Source organism: Grimontia sp. SpTr1, assembly GCF_947387585.1.
GTDB lineage: Bacteria > Pseudomonadota > Gammaproteobacteria > Enterobacterales > Vibrionaceae > Enterovibrio > Enterovibrio indicus.
Genome location: NZ_CANDOD010000001.1, coordinates 681,309 through 703,169 on the forward strand (window position 1 = coordinate 681,309; position 21,861 = coordinate 703,169).

Annotated in this window: 19 protein-coding genes; 8 read left to right on the forward strand and 11 right to left on the reverse strand. The window is 47.0% G+C overall.

Features of this window, described 5'->3' with window-relative positions; genetic code table 11:
• The first annotated feature begins 46 nt into the window (after positions 1-46).
• The 6 genes from QL223_RS03215 (at position 47) to QL223_RS03240 (ending at position 7,377) form a co-directional block, all read left to right on the forward strand.
• Positions 47-859 (forward strand): alpha/beta hydrolase, encoded by an 813-nt coding sequence (locus QL223_RS03215; protein WP_281543881.1) that lies wholly within the window; start codon positions 47-49, stop codon positions 857-859.
• A gap of 215 nt (positions 860-1,074) precedes the next feature.
• Entirely contained in the window at positions 1,075-4,953 is a 3,879-nt protein-coding gene (locus QL223_RS03220) for a glycosyl hydrolase (RefSeq protein WP_281543882.1), read from the forward strand.
• Positions 4,954-5,180: 227 nt separating this feature from the next.
• On the forward strand, positions 5,181-5,630 hold the full coding sequence (locus QL223_RS03225) for a DUF302 domain-containing protein (RefSeq protein WP_281543883.1): 450 nt from the start codon (positions 5,181-5,183) through the stop codon (positions 5,628-5,630).
• A gap of 160 nt (positions 5,631-5,790) precedes the next feature.
• A complete protein-coding gene (locus QL223_RS03230) occupies positions 5,791-6,309 on the forward strand; it encodes a GNAT family N-acetyltransferase (RefSeq protein ID WP_281543884.1) in 519 nt (172 codons plus the stop codon).
• Complete coding sequence (locus QL223_RS03235; RefSeq protein WP_281543885.1) at positions 6,306-6,818, forward strand: GNAT family N-acetyltransferase; 513 nt, start codon at positions 6,306-6,308, stop codon at positions 6,816-6,818. Before QL223_RS03230 ends, QL223_RS03235 begins: the two co-directional genes overlap by 4 nt.
• 133 nt (positions 6,819-6,951) lie before the next feature.
• Positions 6,952-7,377: a hypothetical protein gene (locus QL223_RS03240; protein WP_281543886.1), complete on the forward strand. Its 426-nt coding sequence runs from the start codon at positions 6,952-6,954 to the stop codon at positions 7,375-7,377.
• Positions 7,378-7,444: 67 nt separating this feature from the next.
• On the opposite strand, the gene QL223_RS03245 is transcribed toward QL223_RS03240, so the two are convergent.
• Both QL223_RS03245 and QL223_RS03250 read right to left on the reverse strand, forming a co-directional pair.
• On the reverse strand, positions 7,445-8,173 hold the full coding sequence (locus QL223_RS03245; protein ID WP_281543887.1) for a spondin domain-containing protein: 729 nt from the start codon (positions 8,171-8,173) through the stop codon (positions 7,445-7,447).
• A gap of 9 nt (positions 8,174-8,182) precedes the next feature.
• The gene (locus tag QL223_RS03250) at positions 8,183-8,866 is read right to left on the reverse strand and encodes a spondin domain-containing protein (protein ID WP_281543888.1); all 684 of its coding nucleotides are present in this window, start codon (positions 8,864-8,866) and stop codon (positions 8,183-8,185) included.
• Positions 8,867-9,111: 245 nt separating this feature from the next.
• Here QL223_RS03250 and QL223_RS03255 point away from each other — a divergent pair, with 245 nt between their 5' ends.
• Positions 9,112-9,684 carry a glutaredoxin domain-containing protein gene (locus tag QL223_RS03255; RefSeq protein ID WP_281543889.1) on the forward strand — a complete coding sequence of 191 codons (573 nt, stop codon included), beginning with the start codon at positions 9,112-9,114 and terminating at the stop codon, positions 9,682-9,684.
• A 57-nt stretch (positions 9,685-9,741) separates the two neighbouring features.
• Here the strand turns inward: QL223_RS03255 and QL223_RS03260 are convergent, their stop codons facing one another.
• Positions 9,742-10,044, reverse strand: coding sequence for a hypothetical protein (locus tag QL223_RS03260; protein ID WP_002535968.1), 303 nt, complete (start codon positions 10,042-10,044; stop codon positions 9,742-9,744).
• Positions 10,045-10,122: 78 nt separating this feature from the next.
• Positions 10,123-11,067: a hypothetical protein gene (locus QL223_RS03265; RefSeq protein WP_281543890.1), complete on the reverse strand. Its 945-nt coding sequence runs from the start codon at positions 11,065-11,067 to the stop codon at positions 10,123-10,125.
• Between the two features lie 641 nt (positions 11,068-11,708).
• Here QL223_RS03265 and QL223_RS03270 point away from each other — a divergent pair.
• Positions 11,709-12,143 (forward strand): VOC family protein, encoded by a 435-nt coding sequence (locus tag QL223_RS03270; protein WP_281543891.1) that lies wholly within the window; start codon positions 11,709-11,711, stop codon positions 12,141-12,143.
• Between the two features lie 85 nt (positions 12,144-12,228).
• Here QL223_RS03270 and guaD read toward each other — a convergent pair whose 3' ends face one another.
• The 7 genes from guaD to aceB form a co-directional block, all read right to left on the reverse strand.
• Entirely contained in the window at positions 12,229-13,545 is a 1,317-nt protein-coding gene (gene guaD / locus QL223_RS03275) for a guanine deaminase (RefSeq protein WP_281543892.1), read from the reverse strand.
• 4 nt (positions 13,546-13,549) lie between these two features.
• Complete coding sequence (gene xdhC / locus QL223_RS03280) at positions 13,550-14,446, reverse strand: xanthine dehydrogenase accessory protein XdhC (protein WP_281543893.1); 897 nt, start codon at positions 14,444-14,446, stop codon at positions 13,550-13,552.
• A 23-nt stretch (positions 14,447-14,469) separates the two neighbouring features.
• On the reverse strand, positions 14,470-16,851 hold the full coding sequence (xdhB, locus tag QL223_RS03285; protein ID WP_281543894.1) for a xanthine dehydrogenase molybdopterin binding subunit: 2,382 nt from the start codon (positions 16,849-16,851) through the stop codon (positions 14,470-14,472).
• Positions 16,841-18,295, reverse strand: a complete 1,455-nt coding sequence (gene xdhA / locus QL223_RS03290) for a xanthine dehydrogenase small subunit (RefSeq protein ID WP_281543895.1) — start codon at positions 18,293-18,295, stop codon at positions 16,841-16,843. Before xdhA ends, xdhB begins: the two co-directional genes overlap by 11 nt.
• Before the next feature lie 295 nt (positions 18,296-18,590).
• Positions 18,591-19,325: a GntR family transcriptional regulator gene (locus QL223_RS03295; protein WP_002535960.1), complete on the reverse strand. Its 735-nt coding sequence runs from the start codon at positions 19,323-19,325 to the stop codon at positions 18,591-18,593.
• Positions 19,326-19,564: 239 nt separating this feature from the next.
• On the reverse strand, positions 19,565-20,005 hold the full coding sequence (locus QL223_RS03300) for a heme-binding protein (protein ID WP_002535959.1): 441 nt from the start codon (positions 20,003-20,005) through the stop codon (positions 19,565-19,567).
• 50 nt (positions 20,006-20,055) lie between these two features.
• Positions 20,056-21,681: a malate synthase A gene (aceB, locus tag QL223_RS03305; protein WP_281543896.1), complete on the reverse strand. Its 1,626-nt coding sequence runs from the start codon at positions 21,679-21,681 to the stop codon at positions 20,056-20,058.
• Between the last annotated feature and the right edge of the window lie 180 nt (positions 21,682-21,861).

Consider the following 21,861-nt stretch of genomic DNA (forward strand, 5'->3'; position numbering starts at 1 on the left):
TCTATATCAATCCATATAAACAGAAGTATAACTACAGGGAAACTCAATGAATTCAATTCAGATAAACGGCAAAAATATGTCGTACTTGGATGTTGGTAAAGGTCCAGTCGTACTGTTAGGTCACAGCTACTTGTGGGACAGTGAAATGTGGCGTCCACAGATCGATTCGCTAAGCCAAAACTATCGCTGCATCGTCCCGGATCTTTGGGCTCATGGTCAGTCGGACGCAGCGCCTGAAAGCACCACTTCGCTGATTCACTATGCTGATGACATTCTGTTATTGATGGATCAACTTGATATCGACAAGTTTGCGTTGGTTGGCCTATCGGTTGGGGGAATGTGGGGCGCTGAGTTAGCGCTAAAAGCACCAACACGTGTAAGTGCCTTGGTATTGATGGATACATTCATTGGCTTTGAACCTGAAGTCGCGAAAGCGAAATACTTCGGCATGTTCGACACTATCGAGCAGATTGGCTTCATTCCGCCACCAATGATTGATGCAATCACACCTTTATTCTTCGCTAATAACGCTGAAACGGACAACCCGGAACTGGTTTCTGCATTCAGAGAAAAGCTGGCGAATCTGAAAGGTGAAGAAGCAAAAAATGTTGTCAGGGTAGGCCGCATGGTTTTTGATCGCCGCGACACCTTTGACGACGTAGAAAAACTTACGCTACCTACGCTCATCATGGCTGGTTCGGAAGACAAACCTCGTCCACCTCTTGAATCCATGCTGATGCATGATGCGATTGATGGCAGTCAATATATTGTGATTCCAAACGCTGGCCATATTAGTAACCTTGAACAGGCAGATTTTGTTACCGATGCACTGAGCACGTTTCTTTCAGGCCATCTATAACCCTGATTAAATCAATGATAAAGCCGCAATTTGCGGCTTTTTTTATGATGTTTTTCTTTCATAACTCATCGGATCTGTTTTGGTAATGAGACAAATCGAACGATCGTTTGATTCAAAGGCAAACCCCGATTGTTAAGAAAATGTAGATCCTTATACTGCACGAAAAGAAAGCGCTTTCTTTTGTCGTTATAGTGCACACCATAAGGAGTTTGGGTTTGAAGAAGTATTGCCGTTTGCTGTTTTTGACGTTAGCAACCCTTGTTCTTTCTGCTTGTGGTGGCGGAGGGGGAGGAGACAGTGATTCCGGCTCCGATATTCAGCTTTTTACGCTCACTGTCAATGTGACAGACAACGCCCGTACGCCATTAAGTGACGCGACGGTGAGTGTTGATAACAAGATTGCCCGAACGAATGCTTCTGGCGTCGCTGAACTCTCTTTGAGCAGCGGCACCTACGACGTAACCGTTGAAAAAGATGGTTATGAAACATCCAAGATCACAACGACATTAGGCAGTGTTGCCCAAACTCTCGACGTAAGAATGGCATCAAACCCAACAGTAACAGAGGGTGGAGAAAGTAGCGGCGGTGACTCTGGTTCTGAAGGTGGTTCCGCGGAACAGGGCGGATCAGGCGACAGCGGTGCTGGTTCCGAAGAAGGCTCGGGTGAAGGCAGCGGTACAGATTCTGGCGACACTGATGGCGGTTCCGGAGAGCAAAGTGGCTCAGGCGATAACGGTGCGGGCTCCGAAGAAGGCTCCGGCGAAGGCAGCGGTACAGGTTCTGGCGGCACTGATAGTGGCTCAGAAGAGCAAGGTGGTTCAGGCGATAGCGGTGCTGGTTCCGAAGAAGGCTCGGGCGAAGGTGGCGATACAGATTCTGGCGGTACTGGTGGCGGTTCCGGGGAAGATGGCTCCGAAGGCACTGAAGAAGGTGGAAGCGAGGAGACTGGCAACACTAGCGAACTGACCGTAAAAGTTGTCAATGCCGACACAAACGAAACGCTCAGCGTTGCCACCATTGAAATCGATGGAACAACACTTCAGACCGACACTGCAGGTGAAGCTGTATTTAGTCTGGCTTATGGTGCACATCAGATCTCGGTATCTCATACAGAATATGAATCTAAACAGCAGATCACCTATCTCTCGACGACTGAACAGTCGGTAACTGTCGCGCTTTTTGCTAAAGAAGTGGAACCGCCGCCAGTAGAGCCTCCAGTAGAACCACCGAGTTCTAATGAAATAGCCTATGTGTATCATTCATCACATGCTTCTTCTTTCGAATTTGAACATCAGGGCGATGCCTGGAATTCGGGCTCTACAGCAGTATGGAATCCATCCGGTAGCCAATTTGCTCAAAGTATTCAGGTAACAAGTGGTAGCAGTTGGGGAGCTCCATTTGCGGTTGCTGCGTGGGGTAATGAGTCTGCAAACGCTATTGATACGACAGGGTTTGATCTTCTTCGTTTCAAATACAAATCAGACTTCGCAACACAAGTTGAAGTGTCTATCCAAGGTGTAAACAGCTCAGAATCAAAAGTGGTTTACTCGCTTGGCACTGCTGTTGCTTTGGGTAACGACTGGTATGAAATGGAAGTGCCATTCCCTGGGTTTGACGACCTGACTTGGATTGGTTTGATGTTCGCGGGTGACGGCACTATCGAGCTTGCTGATATTTACATAGAAAATGTGCCAGTTGATGCCTTCGTCACGCAATATGGCGCGGGTAACGTGGCAAACACATTCAACCCTCAAGGATACGGATGTACGGTCGATCATGGCTTTTGGGTCTCGAATGCTGGTGTTGTTGAGCCGGGTGTACCTTCTTGTGACAACATAGGCACGCCAAAACAGCTTTACCCACAAATCGTTCCTGAATTGGAAGACCAACCCATTGCCACGCACAAATGGTGGGGATCTGTCTCTTTCTACGGTGAAATGACGATCGGTGACCCGAACGATGCTGGCTATATTACGCCTGATCCAGTGACCGCCCGCATTTCAGAGCGTGGCGCAAGAATCATGGGTATTCCCAATGCACTGCAAGGGCAGGGTAACTTGTTCCAGTATGTGGTGCCGGATCCATTCAACGAAGTATTTGATGGGATTGCGGTTGCCAACAGCAAGCATTCCAATATGGAAGGCTATCTGAAAGACCATAGCGATGGTGCCATGACAGTCGAATGGTGGTCAGGTGCAACACCAGTGATGGAAGCCACTTTTGTACATGGTTCACCTTATGTCTATTTCAAGTCTTACGACGGTGATTTCCAGATCAAAACGACCAGCTCTGATGGAGCCCAGAAAGGCACTTTCTATCAAAACAGCCAATCTTTGGGGGTGTGGACTGATATTGCTGGCAATAGAAACAGCTTCCTGATTGTTGGTGAGGGTAATACCACTTTCAGTAACATCTCGGGCAATCTCATTACGGTCAGTAACTCAGCAAAAGAAATGACAGTCGCTTTGTTGCCATCAGCTGGAACACCAAGCAGTGCTGAATCAGAATATTTCGAAAGTCTTGCTCGCCAAGTAGTTCGTGATGTCGAGATAGCTTATTCGGTTAATCATGCAAACAATGAAGTGACGGTGTCACATGTATATCTTGACGCAAGTGGTAATTCAATCGAAACCCTTGCTGGTATGCAGCCTCTGCATTGGAAAAACAGCAATGCAATGCCGACACAATACAGCGTGCGCAGTACTCGCGGCATCACCAAGTTCGCTCAAACTAACGGCTTCAGTTACACACTACCATTTGTGGGTGTGTTGCCATTCTTACCGAATGTTGCAGACCTCGATCTGAACACTTTACGTGCTCTGGTTATCGAATACATGAACGGTGGAGAGCATTCCTGGAACCCTTACACGGACACTTACTGGTCTGGTAAGAGCTATGGTAAAGCTGCCGAAATTATCGCTATTGCACGTGATATTGGTATGACATCAGAAGCCAATACTTTAACCGCATGGTTGAAGCATGAGCTGGAAGATTGGTTTACCGCTGATACTTCTGGAGATCTCGATACCGTTAAGTACTTTGTGTATGACGAGTTATGGACGACCTTATTAGGTGTTGAAGAATCGTTTGGCGCGCATCAACAGCTTAATGACCACCACTTCCACTATGGCTACTTTGTCCGTGCTGCAGCGGAAGTTTGTCGCACAGATAAATCATGGTGTGGTGAAGATCAGTATGGGCCAATGGTTGATTTGCTTATCCGCGATTATGCAGCGAGTAAAGGCGATGACATGTTCCCTTACTTGCGCAATTTCGACCCGGCCAATGGTTTCTCCTGGGCGTCCGGCCACGCGAACTTTGCGTTGGGTAACAACAACGAATCAACCTCTGAAGCGGCAAACTCTTACGGTGCCATCATCCTTTATGGGTTAATTAAAGGTGACCAAGAGTTGGTAGACAAAGGTATCTATCTACACGCTTCGTCTGCGGCGACATATTGGGAATATTGGAATAACCTTGATGGTTACCGAAATGCCTCGCCGTCTTACCCAAATTTGGGCGACAGCTATGACAACTTCCCGGATAACTATAACCAGATCACGACATCGATAATCTGGGGGCAAGGTGCTTCATTCTCGACCTGGTTCAGTCCTGCCTTTGCGCACATCCTGGGTATACAAGGATTACCTCTGAACCCATTGGTATTCCATGTTGGTTTGCATGCCGACTACATGAAAGATTATGTCGAGCTGGGTTTGACGGAATCTTCAAACCGTAAACCTTCTGGTTTGCTGGACGGCCACTGGCGAGATATCTGGTGGAACCTTTGGGCGATGACAGATGCTGATGCGTCTATCGCAGATTATGAAACCGTAGGCTCCAACTACATTCCGGAAGAGGGAGAATCAAAAGCTCATACCTACCATTGGATATACAACTGGCAGGCGTTGGGACAACTTGAAACCGGAACGGGCGAATTGACAGCAGATTACCCAGCGGCTGTTGCCTTTAAGAACGGTAATACAATGACATATCTTGTCTACAACTATGATGATGTAGTCAAGACCGTGCGATTCAGTGATGGAACAACATTGAACGTACAAGCAAACAGTTTTGGCACTTTGGTGAAGTAAAGACGCGATTAAGTAGTTAGCAGAATTCATACACCAATGTGTCGTTGACCACTGCCACTGGTTATTAGCGATACGATTGATACGCGCTCAACGGGGGAAACCTCGTTGAGTTTTTTTATTTGTGGCAGGGCCGACAAATCAGGTAGCTGATTGTAATTTTTAGGCGAGTTTTCATATCTGTGTATGAACGGAAAAGTTAGAACAGAAACAGAGAAAGGAAAACGACAATGAAAAAATATGTAGTGGCTGCGGTGGCTTCAATGATGGTGGCATTTTCAGTGCATGCCGATAACGGGTTGATCAAAATACAAAGTGCGCATTCTGTTGCCCAAACGGCGGATAATATTGAAGGATTCTTGAAGGAAAAAGGACTCACCCAGTTTGCACGCATTAATCATACTGCTAACGCTGAGAAGGTGGGTTTGGAACTACGTCCTACAGAAGTGATTATCTTTGGTAATCCAAAGGTTGGTACGCCCCTGATGCAATGTGCGCAAAGCGTGGCTATCGATTTGCCACAAAAAATGCTGATTAGCCAAGACGAGGAAAACAATGTTTGGCTAACCTATAACGACCCAATGTATCTGAATGAGCGCCATAACATGGAAGGTTGTGAAAAGGTGCTGGAGAAAGTGTCTAAAGTACTTGGTGCAATCAGCAAAACCGCGACGAAATAATCCATTCAACCTATATGAAGCCTGGCAAGCAGTTGGGCTTCTTGTTATTGGCATATATCCGATTTCTACCGCAATTTGAGGTAGCATGAATCGACAATCCCTTTTTCTTGCTGTCCAGTAAAAACCTGTCTGGGATGTTGTTTAACAAAAAGAGAGTACGATGAAATTGGTGACCCCATCATCGGGTTATGAAAAAGCATTTCACGCCTTTTACGATGACTTTTCAAAGAATGATCCAGAAAATGCTAATTATTATCAGGCAGCTAAAGTGGATTTTTCTTGTTACGTTCAAAGCTTGTTGGATGAGTCTAAAGGGATCAATCTTCGGGAAGGGTTTGTACCTTGCAGTCACTTTTGGTTGATGGATGATAAAGACAACATGGTTGGCGTTATTCGCGTACGACACCATATTAACAACGAGTTTCTTGCCCTTGAGTGTGGTCACATAGGCTATGATGTCGCGCCTTCTCATCGTCAAAAGGGCTATGGAACTGCCATGCTTAAGCTTGCTTTACCAAAGGCAAAATTATTGGGAATATCCAAAGCACTTGTTATGGCGGATGAAGACAATCTCGCTTCTCAAAAGATCATCAAAGCCAATGGTGGCCAGTACGTAAAAACGGTCGTCGGCAAAGTGAATAAATGGCCGATTGTCCACTTTAGGGTGGAATGCGAATGACAGTCTCTCTCAAACCTATTGATATCCGAGAACGTCATGTTCTGGAAAATTTGTTCTCTTACTATGTGTATGAGTTTTCCCGTCCCTTAGGGCTAAGCCTTGATAGTGATGGTAAATACGCCTTCAAACCTGAAACCCTAAATCCGTATTGGCTTCGTGATGATCACCATCCGTATTTCATTCTGTCTGATGGTGAATTAGCCGGCTTTGTGCTGGTTCGTCGTTATCCACCCAACATTGCTGTGTGGGACATTGACCAGTTCTTTGTCTTACGCAAGTTTGCAGGCAAAGGGATAGGTAGAAAGGCACTATCAGCAGTGTTGGATAAACGACACGGTGATTGGCAAGTCCGCATTCTAAAGGAAAATATTGCGGTACTTGGCTTCTGGCAGTCTGCGGTCGAAGCGCTGGTGGAAGGTGACTACTCTTTGGGCTTGGAAGTGGACACCGATTTAGAAATGTATTTTATTCATTTTCACTATCCAAGCACCTCAAAGATATCAGAGTGACAACGTGTCAAACGCGCCTAGCCAGCACTAACACTCTTCAATCTCCCGTTACCAATTTCTCTTTATCTAATGAAACAGTTTGCACTAATATGCTAGAACCCAATGCAGACTATCCCAACGTAGGCAGATTATGATGAAAAAGATGATTGTTTCAGCGGCTATTGTTTTCGCGCTGGCAGGTTGTGAAGAGGCCAACGAGGCGATTGATAAAGCGCAAGAAGCGGCAAATAGCGCAGTAGATAGCATTCAAGATAAAGTCGATGCCGTTGATTTGAGCGAGCTGAATTTGGATTCCCTGGAGAACGCGACAGCGTATGCCAAAGAGTTTACTGAGTCGATGGAAGAAGCACTCACCGCTGATTTGACGAATGCAGATGTCGTTGCAGACGTTCAGGAAAAAGTAGCGAACTCTTACGCGTGCTTAGTTGATGCCACTTCTGAAAGTACGGCAGAAAAGCTGCTGAACAAGTTCATGTCAGCGATTGGCAGCGAAGATACCCAATCTTTGATTGAGAAAGGTGTAGAGAAAGCCAAAGCGGCAAAAGAGTGTGTGATGTAACCAAAAACGCTACACATTGAATGATTAAAAAAGTGCCGAGCTAAAGCTCGGCGCTTTTTATTTAGGGCTAGTTGACTCGTTTGATGCTGACTTTTATGCCGGGATTATCAAAACGATGCTGTCCAAAGAGGGCAGACGTTGTTAATCCATCATCTTGAGAGATAACACCTGCATGAATGGTGACGCGGTTATCATCATTTCTCGTTGGATTAAAACCTTCTCCGCCACCGGCCGGCCCAGGAATACTGGCTGCCAACTCATCATTGCCCTCTGTACCTGCATCCCAGACTTCTGCGCCAAATGTGCGTGTGATGCCTTCATCGACGCTTGAAAGATCAAACTGAGTAAAACCAGCAAATGCATCATTTGTGTTGACCAGCATGGTGCCGAGAGAGAGGTATTTTGCTTTTGATAGGTCAATGTCAAAAGAAAGGGTTTCGGCACTTCCAGGCGGCACAATTCCGTTGCCGCTTGCCGTTATATGAACACTTTCCAGTGAAGACATATCGATTAACCCTGTATTGTCTCCAGACTCTGCCATGATCTCCAGCGCGTCTGACGAGGCTTCACCAGTCTTAAACAACGTATAGTTGTTATCGTGAGCCAACAATGCAATTGGTGACAGCGGTTGTGCCGAAGTGGCGTTGGTCACCGTGACTTCATACGTGGTCATTTGACTGGTTTCAGTCTCTGGTGGCGAAGACTGTGACGGGTTAGTTGTATTGTCATCCGAATCGAATGGGCAACCCGCCAGAGCAAGTGCTGAGCCAGCAATAATTAATAAACGAGAGTTCATGCTGCCTCCTTAGTTGACGACAACGGTCATAACAGCAACAGGATTCAGCCAGCGGTGAACAGAGAAGTCGACGTCGCTTCGACCGCCATTTGCATCACCATCTCCAATGTTACCTGGGTGAACATGAACGGTGTTATTGCTAACAGTGGTTTCCACGCCAGTACCATTTGCACCAAAGGTGAGGAAAGGAGGGTTAGGGATGCTTGTGCTCAACTCATCGTTTGCTTCTGTGCCAGCATCATAACCATTCAACTTGATATGGTAAGTGCCGGGCTCTGAAGGAATTGGCCAGCTGTCCAACCCAACGAATCCATCGTTTGTTGGCAGCAGCATGGCAGTTAACGAGATGTACCCCATTTCTCCGGTATCGATAGAAAAGTTAGTGCCAGTCGCCGGTGCCAGAGGGCCAGAGGCAGGGTTCTCAACAACAATTCCTCCAGCATTTGTGACAGCAGAAGATAAACCTGAGATATCACCCCCTTCAGCCATTGATTCTAATTCCGCTGACGCACTGGTTCCTGCTCTAAATAGAAATGTAGAACCATCGTGAGCCGCGACTAGCAGAGGGGTAAAGTGAATGCCTTTCGTTGCGTTGGTTAAACTGATATCGAGTTGAGCTGCGAGGGCAGACGCAGAAGCCATTGAACAGGTCAGGGCGATTGCTGTTAGATTTAGTTTGGTGGACTTTCTCATTTTGCTCTTCCTTAACGAGTGAGTTTTTAAGTAGTGTGAAGAGCAAACTTCTCAACCCGATCTCAAGAGTTTCGTTAAAACCTCACAAATTTATTGCAATGAAAATGGGTTTATTGGGGTCTATATGAATGTGATTATTGCAGTTTGATACTGATAGCATGCTCAAAGACAGTTTTCTAAATGAAGGCTTGTTTGGTGAGCCTGTTATGAGCACCTACATAAGCAAGGCTAAGGAGTGAGTCGTTGTGGCTAAGCCAATCAAAGTAACGCTTTATCGCTGGGGTGGCAGTTGGGGACCTTTCAGTGTGAAAATCCCATGTGGGGAATGCACACTTACCAAAGACATCCTGAAAGACACTTTTGAAAAAGAGCTCGGTGATGTGCCTATCGAACTGGAAGTGAAAGATTGGCTTTCCCATTGGTGGGAACCTCTGAAAGTGGGAGCATGGCATGCGCCAATCCTGATGGTAGAAGGCAAGCTCGTTAGCCAGGGTGAAGCGCTTAATCGCGGTGTATTGGTTCAATCTGTTATCAAAGAGTGGGCGAAGCGCGACACACTGCAAGGCAACATTGTTTATGGCAAAGCAACGTGTCCGTATTGCGTGAAAGCCAAAGAGATGCTGGCGGAATCTGGGATTGAATATAACTACCACGATGTGGTGGTTGAAAGTGCTGCTTTATATCGCATGATCCCGGAAGTGAAAGCCATCATTGGTGAGAAAACGCCGGTTACTGTTCCTCAAATCTGGATGGACGGAAAATACATCGGCGGGGCAGATAACTTAGAGCAATGGCTGGCTTCGAAAGCTAACGCGTAAATCGGTAAAGTATTTGAAAGCATCCGCCTGAGTGAATCAGCGGATGCTTTTTCATTTTTAGTCAGTGACCTTTAACAGTGTTTTAGTCTCGTTATCGAAGGTAAAAGCGCGCGATCGGAAGGCCATGGTAGACATGAAATACGGAATAATATCGACGGTTTCGCGGTACTCATAAACGTAAACGGTGGTATCAGCGGCTTCAATGATCTCATCAGGTTCACCATGATAAGAAACGACGCTGTCCATTGTGGTGACATTGGTTTGAGCGTTGAATGCATTGAACTTCGCACTTTCATCAAAAGGCGTGGAACAGCCAGTCAGAGCGACTGATAGTGCGATAGCGCATACGAGTTTTTTCATGTTATTTCCCTACTTGCAAAAAAAGGGCGAATCAATACCGCCCAGTAAAAATGGGTGCCAAATCCAGCGTGGACTCTTTTAACGATTCACAAAGAAGTGTTTGTTCAGGTATTCAACCATTGGAATGAAAGCGGGGTTTTCCCAGCTTCTAAGAACTTCATGCGGCAACAGTGTTGGATCATCAGTGCCAACAATCCCCTTGTTGATGAACTTGCTGCCGTCATTAATTTCAAGCTCTCCAAGCGGTGAAGTTTTTGAACCTTCAACCATATACTCGTAAACCGTGCCGGCTACTGCGCCAGGGTTCATGTCTACACCAGCAGCTTCATGAATTGGGTCAGGATCATTGGTACATGACGGGATTTGACCATTGGAGTAAGGGCAATAGTCATAAGATGAGATGTGCGGTAGCACTACAGATTGAGCATTTGCTTGTGCCGCAACAAACGGGATAGCGATATTGAAGGCGACATAGGCTGTATCCAGCTCATCACCTGCCAGCGTTTGATCATCAATGTAGTAATCAAAAAGCTGCATCATTTTCTGGTAAGTCGTTGGGCCATTCGTCTCATTGATACCGCCATCTTGAGTGAACAGTAACTCAACGCCATTGACCACACTTTTACCGTTCAAGGCGAGGTTAACAACAAACTCTCCTGCTGGTGTTGATGTTGGTGATGAGGGATCAACATCGTTCTGAGAGGGAATGACGCCCAATACCAGTGTTTTGGCATTAAAGGCATTTTGAACATCACGGCTCGCCCAGGTCATCATATTAGTGACCCGTGTTACAACAGCTTGATGTTCGGAAGCAGAAATATTCGAAGGGTCAAAGTTAAGAACGTAAACCCCTTTGTTGAAAGGACAGTTATTCACGTCCTGTGCTGAAGTGAATTCACAATTATCTATGGACTGATAGATATTAACTGTTGTTGCTGTGTTACCTGAATTTGACTTGTCCTCGCCACAACCTGTGATGACTAACCCCAAAGCCAGTGCAAGGCTGATACTTCCTGCTCGCATCTCTTTAATCCTAAATATACGAAAACACCAAAACATCCCAGTAAGGCGCTTTGTTAATCCTTATAGAGCATCCAAGCTCAATGCATTTGTTTTGCGAATTATCGTCCGGACAATCAATTCGGCGGCATTATATGAACGGTGTTTTTAATTCTCAAGATGCAATCACATGTAAAAGTTATGGTTATATATTTGTGTTAGCTGATGAAGTGAGTGCCAAATATTCCGATTGATAAAGTGTTGATTACATCGTGTTAACCTATGGTGTGGAATCGGAAAGAGCAAACGTTTGCTTTGTGTGCGTACAAATGAATATCAAGTAAAGAGTGAAGGGGCTTTTCAGTATTAGCCCGGAAGAGACAGTGCTTCAAACATGTATAGGAGATGGCAGTTTTAAGATACCGATACTGATCTTGGTGATAACATTAGCGCAAAGTTCAAGTGGTCAATAAGTAGCCTCTCAAGGCAAGAAAAAGCACTTGGTGGGCTAGTCACCAAGTGCTTTGGGTATGTGTTTCATCCAACGAAAAATGAAAACGCATGCCCTTTGGTCATGCTAATCGAAAAACAAGTGCTTTATGAATGCTGCTTTGCGCGGACTTTAATCGTCCCTAAGAATGATTGTGATGAGAAAGGGAGAAGCAATGAAGCAATCTATTATCCACATTGCCTTGGTCGTGAATGACTATGATGAAGCGATTGATTTTTACGTCAACAAGCTGAAGTTTGAATTGATTGAAGATACTTATCAGCCAGAGCAGGATAAACGTTGGGTTGTAGTATCTCCACCAGGTTCAAATGGCGTGACCTTGCTGTTGGCAAAGGCGTCGAAACCTGAACAACGCAATTTCATCGGCAACCAAGCTGGTGGCAGGGTATTCCTGTTTTTGAATACTGATGATTTTTGGCGTGATTATCATCGAATGGTGGCGCTGGGAATCAAGTTCGTCCGTGAACCAAAAGAAGCAGATTACGGCACGGTCGCTGTGTTTGAAGATTTGTATGGCAATCTCTGGGATCTACTACAAATGAACGATGACCATCCAATGGCCCTTCGTGCTGCTCTGTGTTCAAGATGAAGTAGATGATGAAGAGAAAGAAGGCCTCTTGCTGCATGCTGGCAGAGCGCTGCTGACAGAGGCCTTTTATTATCAGGTTGTTTGTTCAGCGGTTGTAAACGGATTGGCCATAGGAATAGGTGTCACATACAGTTCTGTCATCACCCAACGTCATTAGCACAAAGAGTTTGTCTTCTAATGATTGAGCGTGTTCCATCCTGAACTTCATTAATTGGGTCGCATGTAAATCCAGTACAACAAAATCAGCTTCTTTGCCTGATTCGAAATTACCAATCACATGATCCAGAGAGAGTACTTTGGCACCACCTAATGTGGCCTGATACAGAGACTTCAAAGGGTGCAGCTTTTTACCCTGAAGTTGCATCACTTTATAAGCTTCGCTCATGGTTTGAAGCAGTGAAAAGCTGGTGCCAGCGCCGACATCTGTTCCCATTCCTACCTTAATACCTTTGGCTTCGATCTCAGAAAGCGGGAACAAGCCGGAACCTAAGAACAAATTAGAGGTAGGACAAAAGGCTATCGCTGAATCGCTTTCCTGCAGCCTCTTGCATTCGCCATCACACAAATGAATACCATGGGCAAACACCGAGCGGCTGGAAAGCAATCCGTGTTGGTCGTAGACATCCAGATAGTTTTTACTGTTCGGGAACAGCTCCTGCACCCATTCGATCTCTTTCTGGTTTTCAGAGAGGTGAGTGTGCATATAAACGTCGGGATACTCTTCAAGCAGTTTGCCTGCTAAATGTAATTGCTCAGACGTGCTGGTGGGCGCGAATCGTGGTGTCACGGCGTAATGCAAACGTCCCTTGTTATGCCACTTCTCTATTAGAGCCTTGCTGTCTTCATAGCCAGACTCAGGGGTGTCGGTCAGATCTCCAGGCGCATTTCTGTCCATCAGTACCTTACCGGCAATCATCCGAAGATTTCGTTTCTCCGATTCCTGGAAAAAGACATCGACGGATTCTTTATGGACTGTGCCGAAAACTAACGCGGTTGTGGTGCCATTTCGTGCGAGTTCATCAAGAAACTGTACGGCAACTTCACGGGCGTAATTTACATCAGCAAAGCGCTTTTCTTCTGGGAAGGTGTAGTTATTCAACCAGTCTAGGAGCTGTTCACCGTAGGCGGCGATCATCCCAGTTTGAGGGTAGTGGATATGGGTATCAATAAAACCCGGTGTGATCAGTTTGTTCTCGAGTACAACCACTTCAACGCTGGGGTCGAGCGAAGGAAGGATATCGTCAGCGTGACCAACTTTCACAACGTGACCATCGGCAACCAATAGAACGCCATCATCAAAGTACTGATAAGAGTCTTCCAAACCCACGTCCGTTGGGTTGGCAAGGCTATGTAATATGGCAGCGCGAAAGGCTTTTGCCGGATGAGCTTTTGGGTCTGTCATTCCTTTATGCCCTTATTTTCTCGTTATTTTTGTTATCGTTATCTTCAGGCTCTCGTTTAAGAATAGAGAGTTTCTCAGCCTGTTTCTGTGATGCTGAATGGGTAGAGGACTCGCGTTTATTGGCAATCTGTTCACCCTGATAGCAAGCGATAAGCTCACCTGTTACAGATACGGCAATCTCCGCCGGGTGTTTTCCTTTCACCGCGTCGATGCCGATAGGGCAAATCATGGTATTGATGGTTGAATCATCGAAGCCACGTTCTTTTAAGCGATAGTCGAAGCGTTTGCGTTTTGATAGGGAACCAATCAGACCAAAGTACTTAGCGTCTCCACGTTTCAAAATGGCGCGCGAAAGATCGAAATCCAGCTGATGATTATGGGTGAGCACCAGATACATACTGTTAGTTGGAAGCGTGGACACTTCGCCAACAGGATCGTCTGTTAAGCGCATTTCCACGTTGTCAGGAATGACATCAGGAAATTGATCTTCACGCTCATCAATCCAAATCACCTTGAACGGTAAAGTAGCCAGAATATGAACCATGGCTTTGGCGACGTGTCCTGCACCGAACAGCGCAAGAACATGACGTTGTTGGCCAATAGGTTCAAAGCTCAGTGTGACGATACCTCCACAACATTGGCCAAGACGAGCGCCTAGATTAAAGCGTTCGATTTTCATGTTACTTTCACCATGCGCCAGCATTTCTTGTGCGGCTTTCATCGCGACATGTTCAAGGTGACCACCACCGATAGTGGCGATAACCTCATTCTCAGTCACCAGCATTTTTGTGCCAGCGCCGCGCGGCACCGAGCCTTTGTCTTCAAGCACCGTGACCATCACACAGGGCGTGCCTTTGGCTTCGAGCTCTGCCAGCGCCTGGATCCAATTGTCTTTAAACATCACTGACCTCCACTTTTCGACGCTTACATCTCGAATGGCAAAGGCGATTTGCCTTTTCGCGCTTGTTTGATGGCGTTGTAAACCTGCTCAGGTGTCGCAGGTGCTGGCAGGTGAGGGATTTCGCCTTCATCTGCCACGCTCACGACAGCATCACGAATAGCGCTCCACACCGAAATGGCTAACATAAACGGTGGCTCGCCGACGGCTTTCGAATGGAAGACTGTGTCTTCTGGGTTGGCGCGATTTTCTACCAATCGTGTGTTGAATATTTCCGGTGTATCAGCGACAGCAGGGATCTTGTAGCTGGCAGGGCCTGAGGTCATCAACTGGCCTTTGTCATTCCAAACCAGCTCTTCTGTTGTCAGCCAGCCCATCCCCTGAATAAAGCCACCTTCGACTTGGCCAATATCAATCGCAGGGTTAAGCGATGCGCCTACATCGTGAAGAATGTCAGTGCGCAGCACTTTATATTCGCCAGTGAGGGTATCGACGATCACTTCTGAACATGAGACGCCGTAAGCGAAGTAATAGAAAGGGCGACCGCGTCCTTTTTCGTGATTGTAGAAGATCTTCGGTGTGCGATAGAAACCGGATGCCGCCAACGAAATTTGGTTAAACCAACACAGTTCGGTGAAGTCAGCAAATGTCATGGTTTGCTTGTCGCCAATTGACACAATGCCATTGCTGAATGCTACATCTTCCGGAGAAACATCAAAGTGCGAGGATGCGAAGTTTACCATTCGCTCTTTGATGGTGAGCGCGGCATTTTGCGCGGCTTTACCATTCAGGTCAGTACCGGATGATGCTGCAGTCGGCGATGTGTTCGGTACTTTTTCTGTGTTGGTTGCGGTCACTTGAATCGTACCGACATCCACACTGAAGGTTTCTGCAACGATCTGCGCGACCTTGGTGTTCAAGCCCTGACCCATTTCCGTGCCACCATGGTTCAGCGAGATGCTGCCATCAGTATAAACCGTGACTAACGCGCCGGCTTGATTAAGGAATGTGGCGGTAAAAGAGATACCGAACTTCACCGGAGTGATAGAAATGCCTTTCTTCAGGATAGGGCTGTTGGCGTTGAACTCCGCAATGGCTTTTCGGCGCTCTTCATACTCGCAGGACATTTCCAAATCGGCTGTCATTTCGTGAATGAAATTGTCCTCTACCTTCTGGTAGTAATGCGTTTCGTCACGACCTTCGCCCGCGTAGTAATTCGCTTTGCGAACTTCAAGAGGATCTTTCTTTAGGTGACAGGCGATGGTGTCCATCACATGTTCAATAGTCATCATGCCCTGCGGGCCACCAAACCCACGGTATGCAGTATTCGACGCCGTATTGGTTTTCACACAATGCCCGGTTACTGTGGCATTGCCGAGGTAATATGCGTTATCAGAGTGGAACATGGCGCGGTCGACAATGGAGCGAGACAGATCCGGTGAGTGTCCCGCGTTACCTGACACCACGATTTCAATCCCTTGAATCACACCGTTGTCGTCAAAGCCCACCTTGTATTGATTAAAGAAGGGGTGGCGTTTACCCGTCATCATCATGTCTTCACGACGTGGCAAACGGAATTTCACTGGTTGGCCTGTTTGGTTTGCAATCACGGCTGCAATACAGGCGGGCGCGGCGGCTTGTGTTTCTTTACCACCAAAGCCACCACCCATACGGCGCATGTCGATCAATACCTTGTGCATAGAAACACCCAACACGGACGCAACCAGTTTTTGCACTTCTGTCGGGTTTTGGGTGGAGCAGTAAACAATCACGCCACCATCTTCAGTGGGGACAACACTTGAAACTTGGGTTTCGAGATAGAAATGCTCCTGACCGCCGACATGGAGCGAGCCTTCCAATACGTGTTCTGCATTGGCTATCGCTGCCGCTGAATCTCCCCGTTTTTGGGTATGACTGTCAGTAACAAACAGCTCCTGCGCCAAGGCTTCTTCTACATCAAGAGCGGCAGGCAGCAATTCGTATTCAACGATGGCGGCTTCTGCACCTTTTCGTGCATTGTCGAGGCTGTCAGCGGCAACAGCAATCACAGGCTGACCGACGTAAACAACCTTGCCGTCAGCGAGCATAGGATCGCCGGGAAGGATAGGGCCAATGTCGAGTTCACCCGGTACATCTTCAGCAGTAATCACAGTACGAACGCCAGGTACCTTATAGCAAGGTGAGATATCAAGCTTGGTAATGTTCGCGTGAGCATGTGGGCTCATCAGCGCGTAGACATGAAGCTGATTAGGGAATTCGCCGCGATCGTCAATGTAGAGCGCTTCGCCTGACACCTGTTTTTCGGCACTTTCATGTTTTACCGATTTGCCGACGCCAGTCGCTAATCCAGCTTTCGCTTGCGCGGTCATTTCTTCCATGGTCATGGCTGGGGTCGTTTTACGAGACATAATGAATCACCCTCGCTTCAATTTTCTTTCCATCAGCCGTATAGCTGAGCTCTGTGAACAGACGGTAAAGCAGGTTCGCTGCGGTTTCAGCGCGATATTCCTTTGTCGCTCTGAAGTCGGAAATGGGCGAGAAGTCATTCTCCAATGCTGACATTGCGGCTTGAATAGTGGCGGCACTCAGCGGCTTTCCAACAAGTTCCTGTTCACAATGGGTAGCGCGCGCTGGAATGGCCGCCATGCCACCGAAAGCAATACGGGCTTCAGTGACAGTGTCATCTTCTAATGTCAGTCTGAATGCCCCGCAGACTGCTGAGATATCATCGTCAAAACGCTTCGAAATTTTGTAGGCTCTGAATGCCTGATTAGGTTGCGGTTTCGGCACACGAATGGTTTGTACAAACTCAGAAGGTTGTAGCGCCGTCACTTTGTAATCTTTAAAGAAGTCTTCAAGCAGGATTTCCCGTGCTGTTTCACCGCGGCGAAGAATCACTGTTGAACCCAAGGCGATCAGCAGAGGTGGCCCGTCACCAATGGGAGAAGCGTTCGCAATATTGCCACCAATCGTCCCTTGGTTACGGATCTGCAGGGATGCAAAGCGTTGTAACAGCGCGCCGAAATCTGGGTAGTGTGGTTCCAATGCGCGATATACATCAGTGAAAGGCACATTGGCACCGATTTCGATGTGGGTATCTGTCTCGTTAACGGTTTTGATATCGTCAACGCGGCCAAGATAGATCAGTTTGTCGATATCGCGATGAAACTGAGTCACTTCCAGTGCAAGGTCAGTGCCGCCTGCCAGCAGTTTAGCAGTGGGGTGCGCCATCAGCGTTTTTGCCAGTTCATCGCTGTTAGTTGGTGTGAATGCCGTTTTGCCGTCTGCGTGATATTCCAGTTCAGGCTTACCAATCGCATTCAGCTTTTCAATCGTTTCACGCTCGTATTCAGCAAACTGGTCGCGAATCGGCGTTTCCTGACTCAGCGACAATGCAGCTTCCACAATAGGGCGATAGCCTGTGCAACGACACAAGTTACCTGCCAGGGCTTCATAAGTGTCTTCTTTGTCTGCATTGGGATGATTCTTGGAGAGTGCAAACATCGACATGATAAAGCCAGGTGTACAGTAGCCGCATTGGCTGCCATGAAAATCAACCATGGCCTGTTGAACGGGGTGTAGCGAATCTTTTGTTCGCAAGTCTTCTACTGTGATGAGTTGTTTGCCATGAAGGGCGGAAACAAAGGTCAAACAAGAGTTAACACTTCTGTATTCCAGCCTGCCATTAACTACTTCACCCAAAACAACGGTACAAGCTCCACAATCACCTGAGCCACAACCTTCCTTGGTTCCAGTTTTGCGTATATGTTCACGCAGGTAATTCAACACAGTCAGGTTAGGAGAAATGTCTTTCTCTTCCTGCAAAGTCTGATTTAAAAGGAAACGGATCACACGGCCTCCATGACGTTTTCGTATCCATTGATTACAAGCTAGTCATTTCTGACCGTTCGGTCAACTTTCTGTTAACAAGTGATTATTATGAAATTAACAATCAAATATTGAATAAAAACAGTAGGTAATGAGTATTTCTAAGGTTCAGCATCAGAAATGGAAAGTGAAGATTGTATACAATCTGTGAGGTCGATCGTTCATGATTCTCGGTTTTGATAACTGAGAGGACGATGACAGAAAGAAAAAACGGCCTGAATGCTTCAACATTCAGGCCGTTTTTAAACTGATTGAGGTATCAGGCTTTCTTCTTCAATACATTCGAAAACACAGCATGAAGATCCTGAGTGCCAGAATCATCATGAAGGTTCAGTTTGGAATTGATATGGTCAAGATGAGTCTTCATTAGCGCGATAGCCGCTTGTTTATCTCCCGCCTCAATCACATCTAGTAGCTGGGTGTGCTCGTCACAGGAGCAGTGCGTTTTCTTCGATGATTCATACAGAGCAATGATCAGTGAACATTGGGACACCAAGCTACGTTGGAAGCTCATCAAAGGCAGATTATTTGCCATCGCTGCCAGCTCTATGTGGAATTCGCCGGAAAGGCGGATGCTGCGTCCAGTATCATGTTTCGCAATCGCTTCATTTTCCTCCGCCACCATGGCGCGGCATTTGGCGATCTGTTCCGGTGTCGCGTTCTCTGCTGCCAGTTCGACAATGGCCAGCTCCATCACTTCACGCGCTTTGAGGATTTGCATCGCTTCCTCAACGGTTGGTGACGCCACAATAGAGCCGCGATTTGGGCGTGTACTGACAACCTGCTCTACAGAGAGCCGCAGTAATGCACGGCGAATGATGGTGCGGCTGACGCCGAAGATTTCGCCCAATGCTTCTTCGCTGAGTTTGGTGCCAGGTGGCAGGCGTTGTTCCAGGATCGCATCAAAGATATGACCGTATACGATGTCATCCTGTGTCATTTTAGGGTTTGTCTGTTTGGTTTTTTTATTCGTTGCTTTGAGAAGCCCTGTCATACAGTAGTTCCTTTCCCGACTCGCCGTCTCTAGCGAGTCCGCTGCAAAATAACGTTCTAAAAGAGAACGTAAAGGTTATGTGTGTTGTTTTGTATAAGAATAGCTAACTCGATTGTACAACATTGGTGCAATTATTGTATTGGTGCTGTTATCGGTTTGCGGGGCGGGTACTGTTCCAAGGTAGAGAATTGAGAATAGAGGTTTAACGGCCGGAGAAGCCCGGCCGTTTGCAGGTGAAATCAGCTTGCCAGAACGGCATCAGTTTTTAGACTGGAAGCGACAATGCCGGCAATCGCGACGGCTTCATCGGTATCAGAGATATCGCCGGAAACGCCGACTGCACCGAGTAATTCCGATGACGCGTCTCGGATGAGCACACCACCGGGAACGGGAACAAGGTTTCCCTGTGCAAGTGTGGCGACTGACGAGATAAAGCAAGGGCGTGTTTGGGCATCATCCGCAATCTTTCTGGAAGAGCACCCCAGAGCTAATGCCCCCCAGGCTTTTGCAATCGCAATTTCCGGCCGCATCATGCTTGAGCCATCTTGCCTCTGCAGCGAAATGAGTGCGCCACCTTTGTCCAAAATGGCCACCGTTAGTGGTTGGGTTTTCCGTTCTTGCGCCGCATGGAACACCTTAGTGGTGATTTCCAGTGCTTTTATCATCGTCAGATTTTCCATTGAAAGTCTCCTAGATTTTAAGGGCGGCTTAAAGCAGCCGCCAATGCTCGTTATTCGAGTTTTGCGTAGCAAGGAATGGTGAGAAAATCCGCAAAGTGAGTATCGGTTGAGAGGGTGAAAAACAACGCCGATGCTTCATCAAATTTTCTGAATTCGCCATTTCCTGCTGACGCTTTCATGTCCTTTACTTCCTGATCGAGCCACGCTCTAAATAGCTCAGTGGTAAATGGACGACCATCGTCCAGAGACACTTGATGCTTGAGCCATTGCCAAATGTTGGCGCGGGAAATTTCCGCTGTAGCGGCATCTTCCATCAACCCATAAATAGGTACGCAACCAATACCGCGCAGCCAGGCTTCCATGTAAAGCACCGCGATTCGGATATTCTTTCTTACACCGGGCTCATCTTTTGGTCCTTGGCTTGGTCGAAGAAGGATTTCGCTGTTAAAGCTTCCATCGGGAATAAAGTGGCGTTGGTTTGTCGCGCCATTCAGGTATTCATCAAAGATTTCGCGGGCAAGTGATACCAAATGAGGATGTGCGACCCAGGTGCCGTCATGACCATTCGTCGCTTCACGGCGTTTATCTTCAATCACCTTCTGTGTTACGCGAGCCATCTCGTCAGGATCTTTTGATGGAATGAAGGCAGACATTCCGCCAATTGCCAATGCTCCACGGCGATGGCAGGTCTGGATAAGACGTTTGCTGTACGCCTCCAAGAAAGGTTGATCCATGCCGATGGCATGACGATCAGGCAAGATGCGATCGGTGTGGTTCTTCAGTGTTTTGATATAGCTGAAAATATAGTCCCACCGGCCACAGTTCATACCCACGATGTGCTTACGCATCGCGTAGAGGATTTCTTCCATTTGGAATACAGCAGGAAGGGTTTCAATGAGCACGGTGGCGCGAATCGTACCTGTCTCGACAGAAAAGTATTCTTCGGTGAAATCAAACACGGATTCCCACCATGCTGCTTCTTCCATGGACTCAAGCTTAGGCAAGTAGAAGTAGACGCCTTGGCCACTCGCTTTTCGGGATTGGTAATTGTGGAAAAAGTACAACCCGAAATCCATCAGGCAAGCTGGCATGGGTTTACCGTCGAACAGAATATGAGATTCCTGAAGGTGCAAACCTCTTGGACGGTGGATCAATGTTGCAGGGTTATCAGCTAACTGATAATGCTTGCCATTTTTCGGGTCGCTATAAGAGATGGTACCCGCATTGGCATCACGCATGTTGACTTGGCCATTCACCATGTTTTCCCAGGTCGGTGAAGTGGCATCCTCGAAGCAACACATAAATACATTTGCGCCAGAGTTGAGCGCATTAATCACCATTTTCCGGTCAATGGGGCCTGTTATCTCAACGCGCCTATCAAGCAATACCTCGGGAATATCAGCCACTTTCCAATCTCGATCGTCTCGAATGTCTGCAGTATCGCTCCTGAAATCAGGTAGGGCACCGCTATCGAATTTCTCCTGCTGACGCTTTCTGTCAATCAGTAGCGAAGACAATGATCCCGAGAACTGTTGGCAAAGCGCAGATATAAAGTTCAAAGCATCTGCACTCAGAATGCTTTTAGCATCTTCGCTGAACAAAGGCCCAGTGATCTTAATGCTGGAGCAAGCTGCTGAGCTGGAACGATTTTCTGAAGTACTTTCTAGTTCATACATCGGCAGGGTCCTTAAGATTAATGTATACAATTAAAGTCTAATAATGTTTCTTTATAGTTGTGGTTATGGAGAACAATAAAAGCACAATGTTAATGCGTTGTGAATAGGGTGGTGCCAAAATTCCTTTTACTCAGTATCTTGTCTGACCTCTTTCCAATGCACTGTCAGCCATGATTTTGC